At 58.7% G+C, this 22,929-nt stretch carries 22 protein-coding genes and 1 pseudogene; 11 read left to right on the plus strand and 12 right to left on the minus strand.

The features are described 5' to 3' along the window. The 4 genes and pseudogenes from P3C50_RS19860 to P3C50_RS19875 form a co-directional block, all read right to left on the minus strand. Positions 1-2,328 (minus strand): hypothetical protein, encoded by a 2,328-nt coding sequence (locus P3C50_RS19860; protein ID WP_275547276.1) that lies wholly within the window; start codon positions 2,326-2,328, stop codon positions 1-3. Next, on the minus strand, positions 2,291-3,943 hold the full coding sequence (locus P3C50_RS19865) for a hypothetical protein (protein WP_275547277.1): 1,653 nt from the start codon (positions 3,941-3,943) through the stop codon (positions 2,291-2,293). The genes P3C50_RS19860 and P3C50_RS19865 overlap by 38 nt, the downstream gene beginning before the upstream one ends. Beyond that, on the minus strand, positions 3,940-5,139 hold the full coding sequence (locus P3C50_RS19870) for a site-specific integrase (protein WP_275547278.1): 1,200 nt from the start codon (positions 5,137-5,139) through the stop codon (positions 3,940-3,942). Before P3C50_RS19870 ends, P3C50_RS19865 begins: the two co-directional genes overlap by 4 nt. Before the next feature lie 203 nt (positions 5,140-5,342). Next, a pseudogene (locus P3C50_RS19875) lies at positions 5,343-5,471 on the minus strand (tRNA 2-thiocytidine(32) synthetase TtcA); the annotation flags it as partial. Between the two features lie 100 nt (positions 5,472-5,571). On the opposite strand from P3C50_RS19875, the gene P3C50_RS19880 reads away from it, so the two are divergent. The 4 genes from P3C50_RS19880 to P3C50_RS19895 all read left to right on the plus strand — a co-directional run bounded on the left by P3C50_RS19880 (position 5,572) and on the right by P3C50_RS19895 (position 8,283). Further along, positions 5,572-6,165, plus strand: a complete 594-nt coding sequence (locus P3C50_RS19880) for a DNA-J related domain-containing protein (protein WP_275547279.1) — start codon at positions 5,572-5,574, stop codon at positions 6,163-6,165. A gap of 166 nt (positions 6,166-6,331) precedes the next feature. After that, positions 6,332-6,931 (plus strand): Yip1 family protein, encoded by a 600-nt coding sequence (locus P3C50_RS19885; RefSeq protein WP_197857912.1) that lies wholly within the window; start codon positions 6,332-6,334, stop codon positions 6,929-6,931. A 134-nt stretch (positions 6,932-7,065) separates the two neighbouring features. Then, positions 7,066-7,728: a Yip1 family protein gene (locus P3C50_RS19890; protein WP_275547280.1), complete on the plus strand. Its 663-nt coding sequence runs from the start codon at positions 7,066-7,068 to the stop codon at positions 7,726-7,728. 60 nt (positions 7,729-7,788) lie between these two features. Further along, positions 7,789-8,283, plus strand: a complete 495-nt coding sequence (locus tag P3C50_RS19895) for a SprT family zinc-dependent metalloprotease (RefSeq protein WP_275547281.1) — start codon at positions 7,789-7,791, stop codon at positions 8,281-8,283. Between the two features lie 27 nt (positions 8,284-8,310). On the opposite strand, the gene P3C50_RS19900 is transcribed toward P3C50_RS19895, so the two are convergent. The 4 genes from P3C50_RS19900 to P3C50_RS19915 form a co-directional block, all read right to left on the minus strand. Further along, a complete protein-coding gene (locus P3C50_RS19900; RefSeq protein WP_275547282.1) occupies positions 8,311-8,592 on the minus strand; it encodes a lysozyme inhibitor LprI family protein in 282 nt (93 codons plus the stop codon). Positions 8,593-8,768: 176 nt separating this feature from the next. Continuing rightward, positions 8,769-9,950 (minus strand): CaiB/BaiF CoA transferase family protein, encoded by a 1,182-nt coding sequence (locus P3C50_RS19905; protein ID WP_275547283.1) that lies wholly within the window; start codon positions 9,948-9,950, stop codon positions 8,769-8,771. A gap of 80 nt (positions 9,951-10,030) precedes the next feature. Then, on the minus strand, positions 10,031-11,671 hold the full coding sequence (locus tag P3C50_RS19910; RefSeq protein ID WP_275547284.1) for an AMP-binding protein: 1,641 nt from the start codon (positions 11,669-11,671) through the stop codon (positions 10,031-10,033). Between the two features lie 83 nt (positions 11,672-11,754). Further along, on the minus strand, positions 11,755-12,894 hold the full coding sequence (locus P3C50_RS19915; RefSeq protein ID WP_275547285.1) for an acyl-CoA dehydrogenase family protein: 1,140 nt from the start codon (positions 12,892-12,894) through the stop codon (positions 11,755-11,757). 162 nt (positions 12,895-13,056) lie between these two features. Between P3C50_RS19915 and P3C50_RS19920 the strand changes: the two genes are divergently transcribed. Both P3C50_RS19920 and P3C50_RS19925 read left to right on the plus strand, forming a co-directional pair. Then, positions 13,057-14,055: an AraC family transcriptional regulator gene (locus P3C50_RS19920; RefSeq protein ID WP_275547286.1), complete on the plus strand. Its 999-nt coding sequence runs from the start codon at positions 13,057-13,059 to the stop codon at positions 14,053-14,055. A 41-nt stretch (positions 14,056-14,096) separates the two neighbouring features. After that, a complete protein-coding gene (locus P3C50_RS19925; RefSeq protein ID WP_275547287.1) occupies positions 14,097-14,513 on the plus strand; it encodes a VOC family protein in 417 nt (138 codons plus the stop codon). A gap of 12 nt (positions 14,514-14,525) precedes the next feature. Here the strand turns inward: P3C50_RS19925 and P3C50_RS19930 are convergent, their stop codons facing one another. The 4 genes from P3C50_RS19930 to P3C50_RS19945 all read right to left on the minus strand — a co-directional run bounded on the left by P3C50_RS19930 (position 14,526) and on the right by P3C50_RS19945 (position 18,541). Continuing rightward, complete coding sequence (locus P3C50_RS19930) at positions 14,526-15,908, minus strand: ATP-binding protein (protein ID WP_275547288.1); 1,383 nt, start codon at positions 15,906-15,908, stop codon at positions 14,526-14,528. Beyond that, a complete protein-coding gene (locus P3C50_RS19935) occupies positions 15,905-16,582 on the minus strand; it encodes a response regulator transcription factor (RefSeq protein ID WP_197857902.1) in 678 nt (225 codons plus the stop codon). The genes P3C50_RS19930 and P3C50_RS19935 overlap by 4 nt, the downstream gene beginning before the upstream one ends. Positions 16,583-16,650: 68 nt before the next feature. Beyond that, positions 16,651-17,256 (minus strand): outer membrane beta-barrel protein, encoded by a 606-nt coding sequence (locus tag P3C50_RS19940; RefSeq protein WP_197857901.1) that lies wholly within the window; start codon positions 17,254-17,256, stop codon positions 16,651-16,653. 112 nt (positions 17,257-17,368) lie between these two features. Further along, on the minus strand, positions 17,369-18,541 hold the full coding sequence (locus P3C50_RS19945; protein ID WP_275547289.1) for an MFS transporter: 1,173 nt from the start codon (positions 18,539-18,541) through the stop codon (positions 17,369-17,371). Between the two features lie 238 nt (positions 18,542-18,779). Here P3C50_RS19945 and napE point away from each other — a divergent pair, with 238 nt between their 5' ends. From napE to P3C50_RS19970, 5 genes are read left to right on the plus strand one after another with little or no spacing between them, the layout of a single operon-like run. Then, positions 18,780-18,947, plus strand: coding sequence for a periplasmic nitrate reductase, NapE protein (gene napE, locus P3C50_RS19950; RefSeq protein WP_197857899.1), 168 nt, complete (start codon positions 18,780-18,782; stop codon positions 18,945-18,947). A gap of 29 nt (positions 18,948-18,976) precedes the next feature. Beyond that, positions 18,977-19,237: a chaperone NapD gene (locus P3C50_RS19955; RefSeq protein ID WP_197857898.1), complete on the plus strand. Its 261-nt coding sequence runs from the start codon at positions 18,977-18,979 to the stop codon at positions 19,235-19,237. After that, complete coding sequence (gene napA, locus P3C50_RS19960; protein WP_275547290.1) at positions 19,234-21,738, plus strand: nitrate reductase catalytic subunit NapA; 2,505 nt, start codon at positions 19,234-19,236, stop codon at positions 21,736-21,738. Before P3C50_RS19955 ends, napA begins: the two co-directional genes overlap by 4 nt. Before the next feature lie 11 nt (positions 21,739-21,749). Beyond that, positions 21,750-22,235: a nitrate reductase cytochrome c-type subunit gene (locus P3C50_RS19965; RefSeq protein WP_275547291.1), complete on the plus strand. Its 486-nt coding sequence runs from the start codon at positions 21,750-21,752 to the stop codon at positions 22,233-22,235. A gap of 9 nt (positions 22,236-22,244) precedes the next feature. Further along, positions 22,245-22,841, plus strand: a complete 597-nt coding sequence (locus P3C50_RS19970) for a cytochrome c3 family protein (protein ID WP_197857895.1) — start codon at positions 22,245-22,247, stop codon at positions 22,839-22,841. The last annotated feature ends 88 nt before the right edge of the window (positions 22,842-22,929 follow it).

Genomic DNA, 22,929 nt, shown 5'->3' on the forward strand with positions numbered 1-22,929 from the left:
TCACACCTCCCCTTCAGACAGACCGAAAGAGGATAAAAGAGTGCGCAACTCGGGATTAGCATCAGATGCTGTTCTGGCAGTCTTATCTTCAATAATACCCTTCAGGCGAGCCTCAAAATCCGGTAGGGCACACGCGACCTTTGTAATGATCTTGGTATTTAGATCGGTCAAACTGAACTCAGAATTTTTATTTGAGTAACGAATCATCGTTCCGACAGGCTTACTTTTCATCAAATCATTCAGCATGGATAGAATATGGGTATTTCGCGAGTGAATTAGATACCACCGCCTCATCGCCTGGGAGTTTGGTAAGCGTGGATCACACGCTACCGATTCTAATCTCAAAGTTTGAAACGATAAATCTTTCTCAAAAAACTCGATTGTCTTCACATCGCCTGCTATGTGACAAGTCTCCGGACACATGAAGCACTGCGAGACGAAATCGTTCAAATAATTGCAAGGCGTTACATTAAGATTTTGAGTACAAAGACCGGTGGAGGTGACAGATGCCGGCAGGTTGGTGGTTTGTGTAAGTTGATTTTGGGAAACGACTCGAATATCCCGCCTGTCGATATCTGGCGGATTCAATATCGCACTCACACGACTGGCTTTCTCGTCGTGAGTCGTATGAATATAAGTATGGGTTTGCTCGGGATTCTTTCTGCCAGACCAAGCAGTGATAATTTCAACTGGAATGCTACTTAAATCAGCAAGGGTGTTAGATAAGTGCCGCAGACTATGCGGTCGCAGAATTAATTCTGACGAAAATCCGTAATCCTGAAAAATCGATGTCGTGTAGCGCCCCTGGCCGACCAGTCGAGTAAGAACCGAGGCGCCTAGCGACGCTAATGGCACCACCGCATAGTTTGTCTTTTGAAAAACTTTCCCACCACTTCCGACACTCTCGGGCGCACCATAAAGCCAACTCCCCAAGAAGCAGAACATGGCATCCTTAAGCTTGATACTTGATTCTCCGCTTGAAAATGAGAGTGGAAATTCCGGCAAAATTGATGTCCTATAGAAAGCAATCCACCACTCCTGCACTTCTTCAACCGAAACGACAGACTTATCGGAAAAAACTTTTGGCATATTGGCGTACCCGAACAAGTGGGGTAATCCTGCTAAAGCTGCACTTCTTGTTTGCGACACGGACAACTGATCTTTAGGCCGCAATGAATAAATCGGTTTTTTTTCGAAAAAATGGCCTCTTTGACTTATATAGGTGGAAGTCAGATCAACTCCTTCCTTAAGGATCGGAACGCAATCATTAGCCCCATAGAACCCTAATGCATAACCCAATGTGAAAAGATTGGGCCGCTGGGCTAAATTTAAATTCCTCTTTAGTTCTGGCGCTATCTCGAACCCACCAAGCAACGCTTTCAAGCTTTGGTCCGGGTTCTCGTAGAATCGACATAGAATTCTCGCTGGCTCGCATGCTTTGTAAAAGAAGTTCATGGCTTTCTTTATCGGATCAGCGAGCACCGCAAGTATGTGGTTCTTGTTGTTCCCGTAGCCTTTACTTCCAATCCAGTCGAGGTAATAAACTAGCTCTCCATTGCTTTCAGAGTAACAATGCAGTCTTTGTTTAGGAAGAACAGGTATTTCCGCAGAAGTTCGATTAGGCGACGCCAGCGACAGCGTTCCAAAAGTCACTACTAAGGCATCATGGATTTTTATCTCTTTACCAGGGCGCAGCGAGCCATGTTCATCCACATACTCAAATACAGTAGAGAAGATGTCGGCTAGCGCAAGCACTGCTTGGATATCTGGAAGTTTCTCCAGCGTATTGTCAAACGTGGCATGTCCCGTCCTGTCTCTGCTGTCGCTGCCCTTCAGGTTGACCTTTCGCATCACCCCCTTTTCAGCGCAGAACGCGAGAAACGGCCGCAAGCGGTCAGCTGAACGCGCCCCCAAATTAAGACTGGTGATTGTGCACTCTGATTGCTCATAGAGATCACCATCCATGAGTGACAACAATTTCCTAGCTACCGACGTCCGAATTTTTTTCTCGTTGACGGAAAGTGGTGTGTTCGTTGTTTCTATGATCCACACTTTTATCAGGTGGTCATAGGGGTAAGGAAGGGCGTATATGGGATGGTTGCCGGCGTTGCCTTTGCCCTTACGCCCATGTACACCACACAAGAATCTGGTTCGGCGGCCAGTATTGGGGTCCACGTGATACCAGACCAAATCATCAAACTCCGCCTTCTTGCCGCCATGTCCTTCAAATTGCGCTAGCTCGGCTTCGCGATATTCGTTGATGAGCCGCTCCAATCGGCCAAGGTATTTGTTAAGCATTGATTGTGCGCTGCCTTGCGAGTTCTTCATCGCAAACCATTATTGTCTGCTTCACCCAAACAATCTGTCTCTCCAGTTTTTCAATACTTCGGGCGTAAATAGGACTAACTAGGGAGTTGCGGTTTGCAGCAAGCTTGCCCTCTGCATCAGCCAATACCGACCTGTGATCAGCTTCTAGCATCGGACGAAAGTTTGGGCACCCATAACACCCCAATGGTCTCCCTAAAACAGTTGAACAGGTCGCGCAGGAATGCTTGTTGAGTGCCCCACCAACAGGGTTGAACTTATTGTCGACAATGACCTCATCGCCTTCCGGAACGACAGTTAAGGTATGGCTAAAAGCCTTCTTTAGAAACTCATTTCCGATATACTTTGTGTCAATCTCTCTCCTAGATACATAATCCAAATCTATGTAATGCCTTGCAGCCGGCACGGTGACACCTGTCATCTTGGCCAATTGAACGGCGGGCAGACCATTTTGAGCACCGCGAGTTAATACGGTGTGACGAATTCTATTGGAAGTAGCCATACATTCGACAGTTCGATCAGAGGCAACCGGAACCCATCTCATGGCGTGTGCAACTGCAGTCTCCGATATGTGGTAGGCAGTAGACTTTGGCGTAAACATGCTTTTGAACAAATCTAAAGAGTCAAATCGCACTTTAAAAAAATCAACCGCTGGAAACATAGGCATATCATTCATGAGGCTCAAGAGTTCAGATTGATCCACTTGAATCTCTGCTGAGTCCATCACTAGTCTGAGCCCTTCCAATACCACCCGTTTATAGTCTATAAGAACCCCTGAGATATATTCGGAAAGATGTATTGGATAGCGCTCGGGCCGCTCCCTTGAGAATTGTGCGCCCTTAGACTTAACTATGAACACTCTAAGCTGCAATGTTTGCCCCCCTACCGTGCCGATTTCGTCCACAGGAAGAATTCCCGCGTCGCGAAAACTCGCACCCGAGGGGATCAAATCAGACCATTTCAATAGCGCAATTTGAATTGGCCGCCTTACGATGGAGAGCAACAACTTGTTAGTGACTATATTTCTGAGCCGCGCATATAGCCTCGGCGACTGAAAAAACAAAAGATCCCGACTGGCGCCCCAGTCGAACTCTTGTATATTTTCATTGATCTGCCTGGCTAACGAGTCAAACTCAATATCGCTTAGTGCCCCAATGGAAGGATCAAGAGTATTGTCTTTACCCTTGTCCAAATGTGTCCGCGTATACTTGTGATATTCTTCATACCGTGTATTACCTTGCCTAGAGAGCGTCCCAAAGAACTGATTGAGGCCCTTCTTATTGTTTGTCTGCAGCCCACTCCATATAGATTTAACTCTGGCTAGGGACGGAATGCCATTCAACATAAATGGCTTTACATTGCAAACGATACCTGACGCCGTACTCGCAGCCTTGGTTCGCACGTAGTCCACAAATACACTCAGAATTAATTTTTTATCATCATCTGGCATGTTAGACGAATGAACCCAGTCAACGCACAACCGTTTTCCTTTTCCATTATTCGGCAGTAATATCCATACATCCTCCGAGGTATTCACCATCAGGCCAGATTTGGCCGTAATCCATGAGCCTTCATTAGTCAGAGACTTAAAAACTTCCCGCCTCTTCTCGCGAGTCATTTTTGCGGATCCACTCTTTTTTGATGCGCCATTGATATCTCTCTCGTCTTCAGCGCAATTCGCTTTTCATTATATCGTCTGTTCTGAGTCGTATTTTGCGACCAGCCCATGGCATATTTTCTAGCATCCTCAAGCAAAGCCGGATTGACCCCAAGCGACTCCCCTTTCTTATCAAAAATTTCATTCCATTTGTGGCGCAACAAATGAGGATGGACATGAAAGCCCAGCGACCTAGAGAGCTTTTGAAATATTGCATTTATTGCCTTTAAAGAAAGAGGCTGACCCGCAGTGCCTTTAGAGTCATTTTCGCTGACAAACACGAAGTCATGGAATTGCGCACGAGGAAAGGCAATACGAACGTTGTCAATATAGAACTTAACCTTCTCCAAAAAACCTGGATCAACCGAGGCGAAGTGTGCTTTTGTCTTTTGATTGGGTTTTTCAGAGCGCAGATCTGTTGGATCATTTGCAGATCGATAAATAGCTAGCTGATCGTTAGTGCCATGAAATAGACAGTCAGAAATCTTCAATTTTGCCAGCGCACCTCTTCTGATGCCGCTTAGGACTAGCAAATTGACGATCAAGTAATTCCTCACCCTAGATGCTTTAAAGGGATTATTAGGAGAGGACGGCATCACCATCTCTAAAAACTTTACGAAAACGTCATCCGGGATCACCGATTCCTCAGGATCGCCAACATGTTGCCCTCCATTCTTGCCAAGGGCATCTTCATCTAACCTAATTTTTGCAATAAGCTCATTAAATTTATTTTTTGTTTTTTCGTCAGCATCTTGCACTTCGTGAAACTCATCGAACAACCATAAAAGAAATTGTCGAAGTCGTCTGATGCGACCTTGCAAGGTTTCGCTAGCGACCTTTGCCATCCCTTTCTGATTGGCAACAATGATGTTCCTTAGATGTTTATCATTTATATCTAGAAATCTTATATTTATACCTTCATCACCAGAACCCTTACTTAAGCAGCATCTGTCATAGAACTGCATGTACTCCATCTGGGAGATAAAAATGCCCGACGCAACTCGTTCGGGTAGGTCAATATTTTTTTCCGAAAAGTACTGCAGCACGAACAGCAGTTCATTTGCGTACCTAAATCTCGTATTGGCCGATTTAGCAGATAAAGCACCATTGAGGTAGCAGGAAACATACGGATCAATAGGGCAATCCGCTTCGTCCACTATCGACACGAAGGGCAACGAATTGAATTGGTATCGTTTGACTTTCATGATTGACAAAAAAGCTAGTCCAATAACCGATTTAGTTACAAACTAGTCCACAAATGAGTTCTGTCAAACGAGAGGAAAGGAAAAGCGACGGAAGGCGGGGCTTACAGGCAATGTCTACAGGTTTATAGGCTTTACAAATATTTTTTTGGTTATAACTTGCCGCCGGACAGGCAGACCATCACCTTGTCGCCATCCTCGATCATGTTGAAGTCGGTGATGGCTTCGCCGGCCAGGCGGCGAATGCGCTTCTGCAGTTTGTTCTGGTTGACCGAGAGGGTGCCCATGGTGCGTCGAAATCCGAGGGGTGGGAACGAAAGCGCGACATTTTACGCACAAAGGCGCCGCGCCCCTACCCCGTTGACGGTTAAATGCTAGGCTCGGCCGATGAAAGACGACCTCGACCCCAACAAGGACCTAGCCGAGCAGGTGCTGCAATTGCTCCAGGCCGCCCCCGACGGGCTGGCCGAATATGCCCTTATCCAGCAACTCAAGGCCCGCCACAGCGGCCATTTGCCCAACCTGCCGCTGACTGACAAGCTGGTGCTCTTCCGCACCCATTTTCTGCTGTTCAACGCCCTCTACCGCCTGCGTGATCAGCTCTGGCAGGAACAGACGCACCTGCTCGAGATCAGCCCGCTGCGCATCCGCCTGCTGCCCTATCAGCCCGGCACTGCGGGGCTCAGCCAACGCGATGAACTGCGCGACTACTACCTGGACATGAACCATCTGCGCGATACCGACGAACGCGACGTAGAACGCCTGCTGACCAGTTTCTGGACGCGCATGCAGGGCGGCGACGAGAAACAGGCAGCCCTCGAATTGTTCGAGCTCAGCAACGAACGCACGCTCGATCTGCCACAAATCAAGCAGCGCTACCGACAAATGGTCAGCATCCATCATCCGGACCGAGGCGGCAGTACAGAGCGGTTGCAGTCGATCAACCTGGCCATGGAAATACTTGAGCGCTATTACCACTGATCGCTAGAGAGCAATTTGCTCTAAAGCCAGACACCACGCCGGCTCCAGGCCCTGTCTATACTGCGACATAAGGTCGCATAATTTCGGCCTGACACCCGGCGGCGCTGTACACGCGCCCCGGGCGTTCGCTGGGGGGCGACCGTCATAAGAAAAGGAGGTGTCTGGCATGATCCACCACGTTTGGGGGCTCTTCACCCATCCCGATCAAGAATGGCAAGAAATCCGTGGCGAGGAGGAATCCATCAGCCACATGTACCTGACCCACGTGCTGATTCTCGCGGCGATTCCCGCCATTTCAGCCTATATCGGCACAACTCAGGTTGGCTGGGCCATCGGCGACCGAACACCGGTGATGCTGACCGAGGGCAGTGCGATGGTGATGACCATCATGTCCTACCTGGCGATGCTTGCAGGCGTGGCCGTGATGGGCGCCTTCATTCACTGGATGGCACGTACCTACGATGCCAATCCGAGCCTGACCCAGTGCGTGGTCTTCGCCGCCTATACCGCAACCCCGCTGTTCATCGCAGGCCTTGCAGCGCTCTATCCACATCTATGGCTGGGCATGGTCGTGGGCACGGTCGCAATCTGCTACACGGTGTATCTGCTCTACGTCGGTATACCGACCTTCATGAACATTCCCGATGACGAGGGTTTCATGTTCTCCAGCTCCGTATTGGCGGTGGGTCTGGTGGTGTTGGTGGCGATGATCGCCAGCTCGGTCATTCTCTGGGGCATGGGCGTTGGCCCGATCTATATCAGCTGATGGCATTCACGCAAAATCGACAGGCCGCCTTCGGGCGGCCTTTTTTGTCCACAACGTTATTGGGGGAATTTGAATTGAACCCTGCGCCGCAATAGCTGCCCCAGATATAAAGGCAGCCAGCGGATGGACATACCATGTACGCAAATCTCTATACCCTTCTCACCCGCCCGGACCGCGCCTGGACGGCGATTCGTCAGGACGAAGAACGCAACAGTGCCAACTACCTGCCCTACCTGTTGTTGTTCGCCCTGTTGCCGGCGGTTTGTCTATTCATCGGCACGCATTGGGTAGGCTGGAGTCTGGTCGAAGATGAGCGCATCCGCCTGGAGGCGATAAGCGCAGTGCAGTTGAGCGTGCTGCTCTATGTCACGACGCTTATCGGCATCTTCATCATGGGCTACTTCCTGCGTTACATGTCGCGCACCTTCGAAGCCCGGCCCACTTTCAACCAGTGCATTGGTTTCATCGCCTACGCCTGCACCCCGTTCTTCCTCGCCGGCATCGCCGCGCTCTACCCCACCCGCTGGTTGGCGATACTGGCTCTGCTGGCGGCCTGCGCGCATACCTCCTACCTGATCTATGTCGGCCTGCCGCGCTTCATGCGTATCGATAACCATCAGGGTTTTCTCTATGCCAGTTCGATGATTGGCGTCGGCCTACTGGTGGTGGTCACCATCCTCGTCAGCATGATTCTGTTCTGGTCCTACACCCTCGAGCCGGAGTACCAGCGGACGGTGGATCAGGATCAGAGCCGCGGCACGCAGCAGGAGCGCATGCAGCCGCCAGGAGACGAGTGATACCTGCGCAGGCGGGCTGCTTGCGGCATAATCCGCGCTCAGCCCGTACCTGCGCCCGTCATGCCCGAACAGATTCACGCTCGCGTCGAAGCCTGCTACCAGCAGGCCGAAGCCTTCTTCAAGCAGCCCTTCGCCCGCCCCGAAATCAGCTTCAAATTGCGCGGGCAGAAGGCCGGTGTCGCTCATTTGACGGAAAACAAGCTGCGCTTCAACCTGCAGCTGTACCGCGACAACCACGAAGACTTCCTGCGCCAGACGGTGCCCCACGAAGTCGCCCACATGATCGCCCACCAACTGTTCGGCCCGCGCATTCAACCCCACGGCGAGGAATGGCAATTGATCATGCGCGGCGTTTACGAACTGCCGCCGCATCGCTGCCACAGCTACGAAGTCGAACGGCGCAAGGTGGCCCGTTTCATCTACCGCTGCAGCTGCGTCGATGGTGAATTTCCCTTCTCCGCTCAGCGTCACGCGCTGGTGGCCAAGGGGCGGCGCTATTACTGCAGGCGCTGCAAGGCGACGCTAAATTTCACCGGCGAACAGCGCCAGGAATGATCGGGCGCCAGCGCAGCGATAGCGACACTAGCCTTCGAAGGTTTTCAGCCACTCGGTGCGCGCTCGCGCCTGCTCAGCGTGGCATTCCGCCTCCCAGAAGCCGGTCCAGGGCGAGCCTTGCACCCGGTTGCGGGCGTACAGGCTGCAATCCTGTTCGCGGAGCTTGATCCACAGGCGCTGGGCATCGCGCAGCTCCGTGGCGAGGGCCGGCTCATACTGTTTGAGCGAGGCCATCACGCGATCGTAAGTGCCCTGCAGCTCCTGCTCGGCCGCCTTCCACACCGGTCCCTGGCACATGAACGCGGCCATGGCGCTACCTTGCTGGCAGGGATCGTCTGGGTCCTCAGCGGCCTGTGCTGGCGCGATTGCCACGCCCAACGCAAAAATCCAGCTCACGGCGCTCGACGCCACCCCTGTGATTCCTTTCATGGCTGACGCCCCGGTGCGGTAAAGGCGCCCATCCTAAGCGGGCGCCATGGCTCGCTTCAACCGAACACGCGCGACTCGCGCAGCGCGGCAATCCGCTCGGCGTCATAACCCAACTCCGCCAGTACCTCTTCGGTATGCGCGCCGAGCGCCGCGCCGACATGCCGGGGCGCTGGCACGCCGTCGGAGAACTTCAAGGGACAGGCCAGTTGCGCCTGCGCCGGCAAGCCTTCGCGCGGCACCTCGACGACCAGTTCGCGCGCCCTGATCTGCGAGTGCTGCACCGCCTCGGACAGCGGCAGCATGGGCTCGACGCATGCGTCCAGCTCTGCAAACACACGGCCCCATTCGGCGAAATCGCGCTTCTCGAACTCGATCTCGATCTCACGCTTGAGCGCGCGCTGGTCCTCGGGTTTCTGCGACAAGCCACGCGCCGCCAGCTCGGGCCGGCCGATGGCGGCGCAGAACTGCTGCATGAACTGCGGCTCCAGGCTCCCGACGGAGAACCAGCGGCCGTCGCGCGTGCGGTAATAGTCGTAGAAGCTGCCACCATTGAGCGCCTGGTTTTCCATGCCGGGCTCGACCCCCGCACCAAGATAACCGGCGCCGGCCATGCCATGCAGGCTGAAGGCGCAGTCGGTCATGCTCACGTCGACCTGCTGCCCCACACCGCTGACCTGGCGCTGCACCACGGCTGCGAGCAGGCCGATCACCCCATGCAGCGAGCCGCCTGCCAGATCCGCCAATTGCACGCCAAGCGGCAACGGGCCGCTGTCCTGGCGCCCGGTGTAGCTGGCGATACCGGCCAGCGCCAGGTAGTTGATGTCATGCCCGGCCCGGTCGCGATAAGGGCCGTTCTGGCCATAACCGGTGATCGACACGTAGATCAGCCGCGGGTTGATCGCCTTGAGCGCCTCGTAGCCAACGCCCAGCTTGTCCATCACGCCGGGGCGGAACTGCTCGAGGACGATGTCGTACTCGCTCACCAGTTGCTTGATCACCTCCACGGCCTCCGGCCGCTTGAGGTCCAGGGCGATGCTGCGCTTGTTGCGGTTGAGATAGGCGTGGCTGGTGGACGTTCCGCCATCATGAGGCGGCAGCACGCGTACCAGGTCCATGCGCGTGGGCGACTCCACCCGCAGCACCTCGGCGCCCATGTCGGCCAACAGCAGCGACGCGAACGGCCCCGGCAGCAGCGTGGAAAAGTCGAGAATCTTCAGCGAAGACAAGGGACCGGACATGGTGACTCCAGATTGGCTTGTTCGAAGTAACCCGGATGCAATCCGGGTTGGCGCTTAACGGCTTGCATGCCGGTGAAGGGTCAAGATTCCCAGATGATCACAGCATCAGCGGGCATGGCGGCGATGACCTCGGCATAGCGCACCTCCAGTACATTGCGGCGAATCTTCATGGTGGGCGTCATGCTGCCGTTATCCACTGTCCAGGGCTCGCTGACCAGATAGAAATGACTGATGCGCTGGTGCGGCTCCAGCCCCCGATTCACTGCCTGCAAATGTTCGGTCAGCGACTGCTCGAGCGCCTCGCGTGATTGTTGGCGAGCGCCGGGCGACAGTTCGATCAGCGCCAGGGGTTGGTCGAGATTGCTGCCCATCAGGCACACCTGCTCGACCCAATGACTCTTGGCGATCTCACCTTCGATGGGTGCCGGCGCCACGTACTTGCCCTTGCTGGTCTTGAAGATATCCTTCACCCGCCCGGTAATGCGCAGGTAGCCAGCCTCATCCAACTGGCCGCGATCACCCGTGTGCAGCCAGCCGTCCTTGAGCGTCTCGCGAGTTTTCTCCGGCTCGCGGTAATAACCCTGCATCAGCGTCTCGCTGCGCAGCAGGATCTCGCCGCTGTCGTCGATGCGCACCTCGAGATGCGGCATTGGCCTGCCAACGGTACCGAAGCGCACCTGACCGGGGCGATTGAAACAGCCGTAGGCGAAGTGCTCGGTCATGCCGTAGCCCTCGCAAATGGTCATGCCCAACCGCCGATACCATTCCAGCAAACCGGTGGAAATCGCCGCCGCGCCCGATACCAGAATCCGCGCGCGATCCAGCCCCAAGCCAGCGCGCACCTTGTGCGCCACCAGCCGCCCGAGCAGCGGAATGCGCAGCAGGCGCTCGAGCTTGTGCGCCGGCAGTTTCTCCAGCACACCCTGCTGAAAGCGCGTCCACAATCGCGGCACCGAGAAAAACACCGTGGGCCGTACCTGGCGCAGGTCGCTGGCGAAAGTTTCCAGGGATTCGACGAAGGCCACCGGTGCACCGCAATAAAGGCTGTTGAACTCCACCAAAAAGCGCTCGGCAGCATGCGACAGCGGCAGGTAGGAGAAAAACTGATCCTGCGGCGTCATGTTCATTTCCGCCGTGGCGTTGGCCGACGAGAACGCCATGGCGTAGGCCGTGAGCATCACACCCTTGGGGTGCCCCGTCGTACCCGAGGTATAGAGGATCGACAGCAGATCATCACCCCGTTGAACACGTGTGCCCGGCAGCGGCTCATGCGCGGCCAGCAAGGCCTCCCATCGATGCTCGGCGGGCATGGTCGGATAGGGCATGGCGATGCGGGTGATATGCGGTGCGATACCGCTGGCCAGCTTGTCTGGCTCATCCAGTTTACCGACCAGAATCACCTTGCAGCCGGCATGCTCCAGTACGTAGGCGATCTGCTCCGGAGCCTGCAGCGGATACAAGGGCACGCTGATCAACCCGGCATGCTGGATGGCCAGGTCGCTGATGAACCATTCGGCGCAATTCTTCGCCAACAGGGCGACGCGCTCGCCCGGCACGCAGCCCAGCGCCAGCAACGCACTGGCCAGGCGCCGCGCCTGTGTGTCGACCTGGCGCCAGCTGTAGTCGTGCCACACGCCGTTGACCGGTTGACGCAGCCAGATGGCGTCAGGCTGGCGGTCCAGCCAGTGGTTGAAGCGTTCGAGAGGCAGTTGCAGGGTCATGAGTGATCGCCTTCTTGTTGTTATGGCTCATCACGGTGAGCGCGCTATGACGATAGACCTCCATGGGCCGTCATGGCGCGGAACTACAGCTTCATCCCACGGCTGATGATTTCCTTCATGATTTCCGAAGTACCCGCAAAGATGCGCTGAATGCGCGCGTTCGCGTACATCTTGCAGATCGGGTATTCCCACATGTAGCCCCAGCCGCCATGCAGCTGCACGCCCTCGTCGACCACCTTGCCGAGCAGTTCGGTGGTGAACAGCTTGGCCTCGGCGGCCACCTCGGGGCTGAGCTTCTTCTGGTTGTGATCCATCACGCAGCGGTCGGTGAAGACCTGCGCCACGTCGATCTGCGTGCGCATTTCCGCCAGCTTGAAGCGGGTATTCTGAAAGTGCGCCACCGGGCGGCCGAAGGCCTGGCGCTCCCTGACGTAATCGATGGTGGTCTGCAATGCTGCCTCGGCCCCGGCTACCGCGCCGCAGGCGTTGGTCAAGCGCTCCTGGGCAAGCATGTTCATCAGGTAGAAGAAACCGCCCTTGGCATCGCCGAGCAGGTTCTCCTTCGGCACCTTGACGTCGTTGAAGAACAGTTCGGCGGTGTCCTGGCTGTGCATGCCGAGTTTCTTCAACTTCTTGCCGCGCTCGAAACCCGGCATGCCGCGTTCCACTAGGAACAGGCCCATGGCGTGCTTGTTGGCCGGATCGGTCTTGGCCGCAACGATCACCACATCGGCCAGGTAGCCATTGGAGATGAACACCTTGGAGCCGTTGAGCAGCCAGTGGTCGCCCTTGTCCACCGCCGTGGTGCGCATGCCGGCCAGATCGGAGCCAGCCGAGGGTTCGGTCATCGCCACCGCGAGAATCATCTCGCCGCTGATGATGCCCGGCAGCAAACGCGCCTTTTGTTCGGCATTGCCATACTCGGCGATGTAAGGACCGCACAGCGCCGAGTGCAGCGGCAGCATGAAGCCGGGCTCGTTGATGCGCGCCAGCTCCTCGCACATGATCTGCTCGTAACGAAAATCCTTGAGCCCCGCGCCGCCGTATTCCTCGTCCGCCCAGGGCAGCAGAAAACCCATCTCGCCGGCCTTGCGCCAGACACTGCGATCAACCACGCCGGCCTCTTCCCAGGCCTCCTGATGGGGCACCACTTCCTTGTCGAGAAAGGCCCCGAAGGCATCGCGGAACAGGTTGTGCTCGGTGTCGAAATGGCTGCGCTGCATGGGCGGATCCTCCGCTGTTGTTATGCCCTTGAGGTTAAGGGCCGCCTCGCGCACCCTCAATGACCCATGCGCTCAGCCTCGGTTGACCCAATCGCTCGGCTGGCTTGCCCAAGCCGAGCGCAACTGCCTACCATCGACCATCCTCGCTATCGAGACTCGAGCATGCGCGAACGTACCATCGCCAGCCATTTCGTCCGCGCCGCCCTGCGCGGTGCCGACCGCCGCAGCCTGGCCTGCGAGGCGATTCTGCGCCAGGCCGGCATTCAGCCTGCGGTGCTGGTCGAGCCGCGCGCACGCATCGCCCCCGAGCAGTTTGCCCGGCTGATGCAACTGCTGTGGGAGGCGCTGGACGACGAGTACCTGGGCTTCGGTCGCCAGCCGAGCAAGCGCGGCACGTTCGCCATGATGGGCCACGCCATCATCCACTGCCGCAGCCTGGAAAAGGCCCTGAGCCGGGGCGCGATGTTCTACGGATTGTTTCCCGACGCGCCGAGCATCCACCTGCAACGCGAGGGCGACTGGGCTCGGCTGAGCGTCGACGACAGTACGTTGTGGGACCCTGATCATTTCCTGGTGGAAAGCCTGCTGGTGATCTGGCATCGCCTCGGCAGCTGGCTGATCGGCCAGCGCATTCGTCTGGAAGAGACCACCTTCGCCTACCCCGAACCTGGGCACGCCGCCGAGTACGAACTGCTATTCCCCTGCAACCGGCGCTTCGCTGCCGCGCAAACCAGCCTGTTGTTCCATGCCCGCTACCTGACGATGCCCTTGCTGCAGGACGAGCGCACCCTCAAACAGTTTCTCCAGCATTCCCCGGCCGACCTGCTGGCCCGCCCCGACGGCGGCGACAGCCTGATCAGCCAGATTCGTCGCCTGCTCGGCCGCGACTGCCGTACCTGGCCGGACCTTGAACAGGTCGCCCAGCAGCTGCATAGCAGCCCGCAAACCCTACGCCGCCACCTGCGCGAAGAAGGCACCAGCTTCCAGGAACTCAAGGACCACCTGCGCCGCGATCTCGCCATTTATCACCTGGGCCGCGACGAACTAGCGATTCAGGACATCGCCGAACAGCTCGGTTTCTCCGAGCCCTCGGCCTTTCACAGGGCGTTCAAGAAATGGACCGGGCTGACGCCCGGGGCCTATCGGGCGCAGGGAGGTTAAGCCACGCGAACCCAGACCGAATCAGTAGCAGGAGAGATCGAATGAAAGCTCGTGTAAGCGTTATCACCCTGGGGGTAGAGGATCTTGAGGCGTCACTGCGTTTCTATCGTGATGGTTTGGGCTTCGCGACAGAGGGCATCGTCGGCCAGCAATTCGAACATGGCGCAGTGGTATTCATCGACATGCAGGCGGGCCTGCGTCTGGCGCTGTGGCCGCGCGCCAGCATTGCGCATGACACTGGCCTGGCCGTGCATCCCAGCAGCCCTACCGAAATGACGCTTGGTCACAACGTGGCCAGCGCGGAAGAAGTCGATACGCTCATGACACAGGCCAGGGCCGCGGGCGCGGCGATCATCAAGCCGGCCCACGCAACGTTTTGGGGTGGTTACGCCGGCTACTTTCAGGACCCGGACGGCCACGTCTGGGAAGTGGTGTGGAACCCGCAATGGGCCGCCTGAGTCGTTCACGACTCAGTCGTACAAACGCACCCGGAAACAGGCGCCGCCCAGCTCGGAGTCTTCCAGGCTCAACTCGCCGTCGTAGCTCTCGATGATGTCTTCCACCACCGCCAGGCCGATGCCCTGCCCGGGGTTCTGCGCGTCCAGCCGCTCGCCACGCTGCAGTACCCGCTCACGCTGATGCTGCGGCACGCCAGGGCCGTCATCTTCGATGGTGAGCAGGCAGCCCCCGGCCAGTGGCTGCAACCTGACTCGAACGCGATGCAGGCACAGCCGGTAGGCGTTCTCCAGCAGGTTGCCTAGCAGTTCCATCAGCGCGCCACGCTCCATGGTGATCTGGCTGTGCTCAGGCACTTCCAGCGTCGCCTCCACGCGTTTGTCGCGGTAGACCTTGTCCAGCGAACGGCACAAACTATCGAGCAGTGGCCAGACCTGTTCGCGATGGCGCACCAGGCCGCTGCGACGCAGACTGGCTCGCTGCAACTGGTAGCCGACCTGCTGGCTCATGCGCTCGATCTGCGCCTGCATCAGTTGCGCCTGCTCACGATTCTCAGGCTGAACGGCAAGGGTCTCACCGATGCCTTGGAGCACGCTGAGCGGTGTTTTCAGGCTATGCGCCAGGTCTTCCAGCGAATCGCGGTAACGCTCGCGCTGGCGTCGCTCGCTGTCGAGCAGGCGGTTGAGGGAGTTGGTCAGGCGCAGCAGTTCACGTGGATGTTCGTCACTCAGGCGCTGACGGGTGCCGCCCTCCACGCCATCGAGTTCATCGCTCAAGCCGCGCAGGCTGCGAAAACCCCAGGTCAGGCCGAACCAGAGCAGGCCCAGCAACACCAGCAGCGCGATGCCCAGCCACAGCCGCAACTGCCAGGCAAAGCCGTTGAACAGCCCCTGGTATTCGCGCGTCGGCTGCATGGTGACGATACTCAGGGCGGTCTGGTCGCCACCGAGCAGATCCACTTCGATGTCATATACGAAGTATTCCTGGCCGCTGTCGTCGCGAATCCTCACGAACTCGTGGCCGAGACCGTCGTAGCGCGGCAGGTAACGCACCAGTTCGTCGATGGAGGAGCGTGAGCGCCAGATCAACTGGCCGTCGCGGTCGAAGATGAAGCCCAGCAGGTGAGAGTCGAGATTATCGAACTCTTCATCCGGCATCTTCTCCGGCATATGCAGTTGGCCGTTATGAATGCGTGCGGCAGAGATCAGCGCTGCAGCATCGGAGGCCAGGCGTTTCTCCACGGTCTGCTCAAGGGCCATGAGAAACACGCCTTGCAGCACGGGCATCAGCAGCAGCATGAACACCATCGCCAGCGCCGCGCTGGCCAGCATCAGGCGCAGTCGCAACGAGCCGAAGCGAATGCGCAACTTGCGTACAAAGCGGCGCGCTCGCCTCACTTGCAGCGCTCGTTGAACATGTAGCCCTGGCCGCGCACGGTTTCTATCAATTTGCCACCCAGCACGGCCTCAAGCTTGCGCCGCAGACGGCCGACCAGAACTTCTATGACATTCGGGTCGCGGTCGTCATCGCCCGGGTAGAGCTGCTCCATCAGGCGCTCCTTGGCCACCACCTGCTGGTGGTGCAGCATGAGGTACTCGAGGATACGGTACTCGTAGGCAGTCAGCTGCAGGGATTGCTCATCCACCGAGGCCTGTTTGCGATTGAGGTCCAGCACCAGGGAACCGGCCTCGATGGTCGATTTGGTGAACCCGGAAGAGCGCCGCAGCAGGGCATTGAGGCGCGCCTCCAGTTCTTCGAACTGGAAGGGTTTGACCAGGTAATCGTCAGCGCCGCAGGAAAGCCCCTCGACCTTGTCCTGCCAGTTGCCACGCGCGGTTAGTATCAGGATCGGAAAGCTCTTGTCCTGGCTGCGCAACTGGCGGATCAGATCGATGCCGCTCATGCCCGGCAAACCGAGGTCGACCAGGGCCAGATCATGATTGAAGGACTCAGCTCGATAAAGCGCCTCTTCGGCAGTGCGCACGGCATCCACCACATGCCCGTTTTCACTGAGGCGAGTGAACAGATGGTGGCGCAGCAGCGCCTCATCCTCCACCACCAGCAATTTCATGGGACGTCCCCCTTTTTCAGTTATACGAAGGCCGGGCAGATGCCCGGCCTGGTAACGCTAAGCCATCGTCAGAAGGCGAAGTTGGCGCCGAGGTACAGCAGCGAACTGCTATGCAGGTCCAGCGAACCGGCCTTGCCTGCCCCATGCGGGGCCATTTCAGTGCTGGCATTGGTACGCAGATAACGATAGCCGGCTTCGATCGAGGTATTGCTGTTCAGTTCCTGAAGGATACCGGCCTGCAGGCCTGCAGCAAATCCAATATCGCTGTCGCGGGAGAAGCCACGGCTCTCCTGCTCGAGCTTGACCAGGCCACCGGTCACACCGCCGAACAGCTTGGTGTTGTTGTCACCCAGCGGAACGAACATGTCATAGCTGCCGAGCAGATTCTGCTGGCGCAGTTTGTAGCCATTGTGACTGTCGGAGACGTTTTCGTAGGTCGCGTAGTAGCGGCTATCGGCAGTCTTCTGACCGGCGCGGATGCCCCAGGTCCCCTCGCCATTGATCACCTTGTCCAGCTTGGGATTGCCCAGGTTGGCATTCAGCGCATTGGACTTCTGAATATTGTTGTCGGTCTGGCCCCAGGTCAGGCCGACGAAATTGTCGTTGGCCTGGGCAGCAGTTGTGCCCAGGGCCAGGCAGGTAGCCAATGCGATACGGTTCAGGGTGATTTTCATCGAATCGTTCCTCTCGTTGCGGTTTTGATCAACTCGACAACAAGTCTGCGGGAAGACTACTGAATCACCGCTGAACTCTCCTTGAACCTGCACTGAACGAGCGACGAACAGGCTAGATACGCCGCACCAGAGCAGCTGCAGTGATGAACAACGAAGCCAGAACGCCAAGCAATGCCAGCCATCCAGCATGCTCCCAGACGTAACCGCCGACGTACCCCACCAGGCTGGAACCCAGGTAATAAGCACACAGATAGAGTGCCGATGCCTGCGCCTTGGCGCCCTGCGCATGCGCGCCGACCTGCCCACTGGCCACCGCATGAGCGGCGAAGAAGCCCAGGGTGAACAATGCCAGCCCAACCACCGCAGCGCTCAACCAAGGCGTCGCGCAGAGGGCCACCCCCAGCAGCATGAGGCCGATGCCGCCGTGCAGCACCTGGCGTGCGCCGAAACGCGGCACCAGTCGCCCGGCCCAGCCGGCGCTGAAGATCCCCAACAGGTAGACGGTGAACAGCAGGCCAATCACCGTGGCGGACAGATTGAACGGCTCGCCGGCCAGACGGAAACCCACGTAGTTGAACAACGCGACGAAGCCGCCCATCAACAGGAAGGCCAGGGCGAACAGAACGCGCAGGCGCGGATTGCTCAGGTGCAGGGCGAAGTTGCGCAGCAACCCGCGCAGAGACAACGGCTGGGCCGTGAAATGACGTGAAGGTGGCAGCAGCCAGAGAAACAGCCCCATCGCCAGCAGGCCCAGCCCGGCTATCCCACCCAGCGCCCAGGGCCAGCCACCGATATCGCTGAGCAGGCCGGCCAACAAGCGACCGAGCAAGCCGCCCAGTGCCGTGCCGCCGATGTACAGGCCCATGGCGGCGGGTAGCGCCTCGGGATCGAACTCCTCGCCGACATAGGCCATGGCCAGCGCCGGCAAACCGCTCAGCGCCAGCCCCAGCAGTGCACGCAGAATCAACAGGCTGCCCCACTCCTCCACCAGCGCACTGGCAATTCCCAGCATCGCCGCCAGGCCCAGCGCTGCCGCCATCACCGGCTTGCGGCCCCAGCTTTCCGCCAGCGCACCGGATACCAGCAGGCACAGCGCCAGGCTCAAGGTCGTCAGCGACAGCGCCAGGCTGCTGCTGGCGGCCGAGACACGAAAGTGTGCGGCCAGCAGAGGCAGCAACGGCTGCACGCAATAGAGCATGGCGAAGGTGGCGAAACCGGCACAGAACAGCGCCAGCGTGGCGCGCCGATAACCGGCACTGCCACGGCTGAGATGAGAAGCGGACATAGACTGGATGACTCACGGAGCATGTTGCGGACAAGCGACGCTTCGACAAGCGAATTCGATCGGAGCGATCGCGCGCCTGCGAACGAACGAAGAGCAAATATTAGCACGCTATCGATAATTTCGAACGCGTCCCCCTTATCTCGATCGTTCTGCCTCTACCTTGATCCAGCTCAACTGACTTTGCCCTTACCAATGCTAGGGTCTAGCCTGAGATACGGAACGCAATGGAGCCGAGCGAATGGACACCACGCCCGAACGCAGCGCCACGAAAGGCAAGGAAACCCGCCTGTTCGTCTTTCTTGTCGTCTGCCTATTCCCCCTCCTGTCCGTGGCGCTGGTCGGCGGCTACGGATTCATCATCTGGTTCACGCAGATGCTATTCGGGCCACCAGGCCCACCGACCTGATCCCCTTTTACCCGACGGAGCCACGGAACATGGCCGCCCCCCTGCACATATCCAGCCTGCTGGTCCACGTTAGGCCCGAGCTGCTCGCCGCGGTGAAAGCCAATCTGCGCCAGCTCGATGGTCTCGAACTGCACCAGGAAAGCCCCGAGGGCAAGCTGGTGGTGGTACTGGAGACCGAGCATGAGCGCCACATTCTCGCGCGTATCGAACAGATCAACGCATTGCCGGGCGTGCTCAATGCAGCTCTGGTCTACCACGAACTCCTCGAGCCAGAAGGAGACTCAAAATGAAGCTTTCCCGCCGTGAATTCGCCAAAGCCAACGCCGCGGCAATCGCTGCAGCGGCTGCAGGCCTGCCCATCGTCAGTACCGCCAGCAACCTGATCACCGAGGCGGACATGACCCGCCTGGACTGGAACAAGGCGCCCTGCCGCTTCTGCGGCACCGGCTGCAGCGTGATGGTCGCCACACGCGACAACCGCGTGGTGGCCACCCACGGCGACGTCAAGGCCGAGGTCAACCGCGGCCTGAACTGCGTCAAGGGTTACTTCCTGTCGAAGATCATGTACGGCGTCGACCGCCTGAATCAGCCGCTGCTACGCATGAAGAATGGTGTGTACGACAAGCAGGGCGAGTTCCAGCCGGTGAGCTGGGAGCAGGCCTTCGACATCATGGAAGAGAAGACCAAGCAAGCGCTGCGCGAGCATGGTCCGGAGGCCGTCGGCATGTTCGGCTCCGGCCAGTGGACGGTGTGGGAAGGCTATGCGGCCAACAAGCTGATGAAAGCCGGCTTTCGCAGCAACAACATCGACCCCAACGCGCGCCATTGCATGGCCTCGGCGGTGATGGGCTTCATGCGCACCTTCGGCATGGACGAGCCCATGGGCTGCTACGACGACATCGAAGCCGCCGACGCCTTCGTGCTGTGGGGCTCGAACATGGCCGAGATGCACCCGATCCTCTGGAGCCGGGTCACCGATCGCCGCCTCAGCCATCCGAATACCAAAGTCGCCGTGCTTTCCACCTTCGAGCACCGCAGCTTCGATCTGGCCGACATCCCGCTGGTGTTCAAACCGCAGACCGATCTGTTGATCCTCAACTACATCGCCAACCACATCATCGAAAGCGGCGCGGTGAACGAGGACTTCATCGGCAAGCACACCAAGTTCGTGCGTGGCGCCGACGATATCGGCTACGGCCTGCGCGCCGACAATCCGCTGGAGATGCAGGCGAAGAACGCAGCCAAGGCCAACACCTGGGAGGACATGTCCTTCGAGCAGTTCGCCGCCTTCGTCAAACCCTACACGCTGGAGCGCACCGCCAAGGAAAGCGGCGTGGCGGCCGAACGCCTCAAGGCCCTGGCCGAGCTGTACGCCGATCCCAAGCGCAAGGTCATGTCGTTCTGGACCATGGGTTTCAACCAGCACACTCGTGGCGTCTGGGCCAACAACCTGATCTACAACATCCATCTGCTCACCGGCAAGATCAGCGAACCGGGCAACAGCCCCTTCTCGCTGACCGGCCAGCCCTCGGCCTGCGGCACCGCGCGCGAAGTGGGCACCTTCTCCCACCGCCTGCCCGCCGACATGCTGGTGGCCAATCCCAAGCACCGTGAAACCGCCGAAAAGATCTGGAAGCTACCGGCCGGCACCATCCAGGAAAAGCCCGGTTTCCATGCCGTGGAGCAGAGCCGCAAGCTCAAGGATGGCGTGCTCAAGGTCTACTGGACCCAGGTCAGCAACAACATGCAGGCCGGCCCCAACGTGATGCAGGAGATCCTGCCCGGCTGGCGCAACCCGCAGGCCTTCGTCATCGTCTCCGACGTCTACCCCACCGTCTCGGCCCAGGCCGCCGACCTGATTCTGCCCAGCGCCATGTGGGTGGAGAAGGAAGGCGCCTACGGCAATGCCGAGCGTCGCACGCAGTTCTGGCATCAACTGGTGAAGGCGCCGGGCGAGGCGAAGTCCGACCTCTGGCAACTGGTGGAGTTTTCCAAGCGTTTCACCACCGATGAGGTCTGGCCCGCCGAACTGCTGGCCAAGGCCCCGGAGTACAAGGGCAAGACGCTCTATCAGGTGCTGTTCGCCAATGGCCAGGTCGACCAGTTCCCCAGTGAGCAGATCGAGGCCGGCTACGCCAACGACGAGGCCGAGGCCTTTGGCTTTTATCTACAGAAGGGTCTGTTCGAGGAATACGCCCAGTTCGGCCGCGGTCATGCCCATGACCTGGCGCCGTTCGACAGCTATCACACCGCACGCGGCCTGCGCTGGCCGGTGGTCGAAGGCCAAGAGACGCGCTGGCGCTACCGCGAGGGCCTCGACCCATACGTCGAAGAAGGCAGCGGCGTGCAGTTCTACGGTTACCCGGACAAACGCGCGCTGATTTTCGCCCTGCCCTACGAGCCGCCAGCCGAGGCACCGGACGATGAGTTCCCGTTCTGGCTCAGCACCGGCCGCGTGCTGGAACACTGGCATACCGGCAGCATGACCCAGCGCGTCGAGGAGTTGCACGGCGCCGTGCCCGATGCCCTGGTCTACATGCACCCGGACGATGCCAAGGCGCTCAAGGCGCGGCGCGGCAGCGAGGTCAAGGTGATCAGCCGGCGCGGCGAGATCCGCGCCCGCATCGAAACCCGCGGGCGCAACAAGCCACCGCGCGGCCTGGTCTTCGTGCCCTTCTTCGATGCCAACAAACTGATCAACAAGGTCACCCTGGACGCCACCGATCCGATCTCCAAGCAGACCGACTACAAGAAGTGTGCGGTGAAGATCGAACTGGTCAGCCTGGCCTGAGGAGAGCCGTCATGAGCCTGCGTTTTCTGCCTCTGTTACTGCTTGCCGCTTTTGGCCTGGCCTTTGCCGGCGAGCTCGATTACCCCCTCGACGCCCCGGCGCCGGACGGCCGCCGCCCTGGCGGCACCCTCACTCAGAGCCTGCCAGCACCAGTGCTGGGCAACGAGGAGAACAAGGACGTCCGCCGCGAGCGCAACTACCCGGAACAGCCACCGACCATCCCGCACAGCATTCGCGGCTATCAGGTGGACGCCAACAGCAACAAGTGCGTGACCTGCCACAGCCGAGCCGGCAGCGCCCGCAGCCAGGCACCGATGATCAGCATCACCCATTACATGGACCGCGACGGCCAGCCGCTCGCCGCCGTGTCGCCGCGACGCTACTTCTGCACCCAGTGCCATGTCACCCAGCAGGAGGTGAAACCTCTGGTCGGCAATAGCTTCCGCAACATCGACCATCTGCTCGAAGACGAAGCAGCCGGCGCGGCGAAACCCTGAGGAGGCCCCATGAAGTCATTACTGGCCCTGCTCAAGGAGTACTGGGGCATCCTGCGTCGCCCGAGCGTGCACTACAGCCTGGGCTTTCTCAGCCTCGGCGGGTTCATCGCCGGGATCATCTTCTGGGGCGGCTTCAACACCGCTCTGGAGGCGACCAACACCGAGCAATTCTGCATTTCCTGCCACGAAATGCGCGACAACGTGTACGTCGAGTTGCAGGACACCATTCACTACAGCAACCGCTCTGGCGTGCGCGCCACCTGCCCCGACTGCCACGTGCCGCACCAGTGGACGGACAAGATCGCACGCAAGATGCAAGCCTCCAAGGAGGTCTGGGGCAAGATCTTCGGCACCATCAACACCCGCGACAAGTTCCTCGCCCACCGCCGCGAGCTGGCCGAGCACGAATGGGCGCGGCTCAAGGCCAACGACTCACTGGAATGCCGCAACTGCCACAACTTCGATTACATGGACTTCACCAAACAGAGCCCGCGCGCCCGGCAGATGCACTCCAGCGCGCTGGCCAACGGTGAAGCTACCTGTATCGACTGCCACAAGGGCATCGCCCACCAATTGCCGGACATGAGCGGGGTGCCGGGCTGGTAAGCGCTGTGCTATCAGGTTCGCGGGCAACACGGATGGTGCGCCCTGAGCCCAGGGTAGTGCAGTGCGCGTTATGCGCCGCGCGTCACTG

The sequence above is a fragment of the Pseudomonas sp. Marseille-Q0931 genome, from assembly GCF_940789645.1.
Taxonomy (GTDB): Bacteria; Pseudomonadota; Gammaproteobacteria; order Pseudomonadales; family Pseudomonadaceae; genus Aquipseudomonas.

What these genes read in the sequence shown, in the direction of transcription:
- P3C50_RS19915 (WP_275547285.1), bottom strand. Translation starts at nt 12,894, where the DNA reads ATGCAGCGCAGCCATTTCGACACCGAGCACAACCTGTTCCGCGATGCC.
- P3C50_RS19900 (WP_275547282.1), bottom strand. Translation starts at nt 8,592, where the DNA reads ATGGCCGCGTTCATGTGCCAGGGACCGGTGTGGAAGGCGGCCGAGCAG.
- P3C50_RS19970 (WP_197857895.1), top strand. Translation starts at nt 22,245, where the DNA reads ATGAAGTCATTACTGGCCCTGCTCAAGGAGTACTGGGGCATCCTGCGT.
- P3C50_RS19965 (WP_275547291.1), top strand. Translation starts at nt 21,750, where the DNA reads ATGAGCCTGCGTTTTCTGCCTCTGTTACTGCTTGCCGCTTTTGGCCTG.
- napA (WP_275547290.1), top strand. Translation starts at nt 19,234, where the DNA reads ATGAAGCTTTCCCGCCGTGAATTCGCCAAAGCCAACGCCGCGGCAATC.
- P3C50_RS19860 (WP_275547276.1), bottom strand. Translation starts at nt 2,328, where the DNA reads ATGAAGAACTCGCAAGGCAGCGCACAATCAATGCTTAACAAATACCTT.
- P3C50_RS19890 (WP_275547280.1), top strand. Translation starts at nt 7,066, where the DNA reads ATGTACGCAAATCTCTATACCCTTCTCACCCGCCCGGACCGCGCCTGG.
- P3C50_RS19905 (WP_275547283.1), bottom strand. Translation starts at nt 9,950, where the DNA reads ATGTCCGGTCCCTTGTCTTCGCTGAAGATTCTCGACTTTTCCACGCTG.
- P3C50_RS19920 (WP_275547286.1), top strand. Translation starts at nt 13,057, where the DNA reads ATGCGCGAACGTACCATCGCCAGCCATTTCGTCCGCGCCGCCCTGCGC.
- P3C50_RS19910 (WP_275547284.1), bottom strand. Translation starts at nt 11,671, where the DNA reads ATGACCCTGCAACTGCCTCTCGAACGCTTCAACCACTGGCTGGACCGC.
- P3C50_RS19880 (WP_275547279.1), top strand. Translation starts at nt 5,572, where the DNA reads ATGAAAGACGACCTCGACCCCAACAAGGACCTAGCCGAGCAGGTGCTG.
- P3C50_RS19925 (WP_275547287.1), top strand. Translation starts at nt 14,097, where the DNA reads ATGAAAGCTCGTGTAAGCGTTATCACCCTGGGGGTAGAGGATCTTGAG.
- P3C50_RS19935 (WP_197857902.1), bottom strand. Translation starts at nt 16,582, where the DNA reads ATGAAATTGCTGGTGGTGGAGGATGAGGCGCTGCTGCGCCACCATCTG.
- P3C50_RS19940 (WP_197857901.1), bottom strand. Translation starts at nt 17,256, where the DNA reads ATGAAAATCACCCTGAACCGTATCGCATTGGCTACCTGCCTGGCCCTG.
- P3C50_RS19955 (WP_197857898.1), top strand. Translation starts at nt 18,977, where the DNA reads ATGGCCGCCCCCCTGCACATATCCAGCCTGCTGGTCCACGTTAGGCCC.
- P3C50_RS19945 (WP_275547289.1), bottom strand. Translation starts at nt 18,541, where the DNA reads ATGTCCGCTTCTCATCTCAGCCGTGGCAGTGCCGGTTATCGGCGCGCC.
- napE (WP_197857899.1), top strand. Translation starts at nt 18,780, where the DNA reads ATGGACACCACGCCCGAACGCAGCGCCACGAAAGGCAAGGAAACCCGC.
- P3C50_RS19885 (WP_197857912.1), top strand. Translation starts at nt 6,332, where the DNA reads ATGATCCACCACGTTTGGGGGCTCTTCACCCATCCCGATCAAGAATGG.
- P3C50_RS19865 (WP_275547277.1), bottom strand. Translation starts at nt 3,943, where the DNA reads ATGACTCGCGAGAAGAGGCGGGAAGTTTTTAAGTCTCTGACTAATGAA.
- P3C50_RS19895 (WP_275547281.1), top strand. Translation starts at nt 7,789, where the DNA reads ATGCCCGAACAGATTCACGCTCGCGTCGAAGCCTGCTACCAGCAGGCC.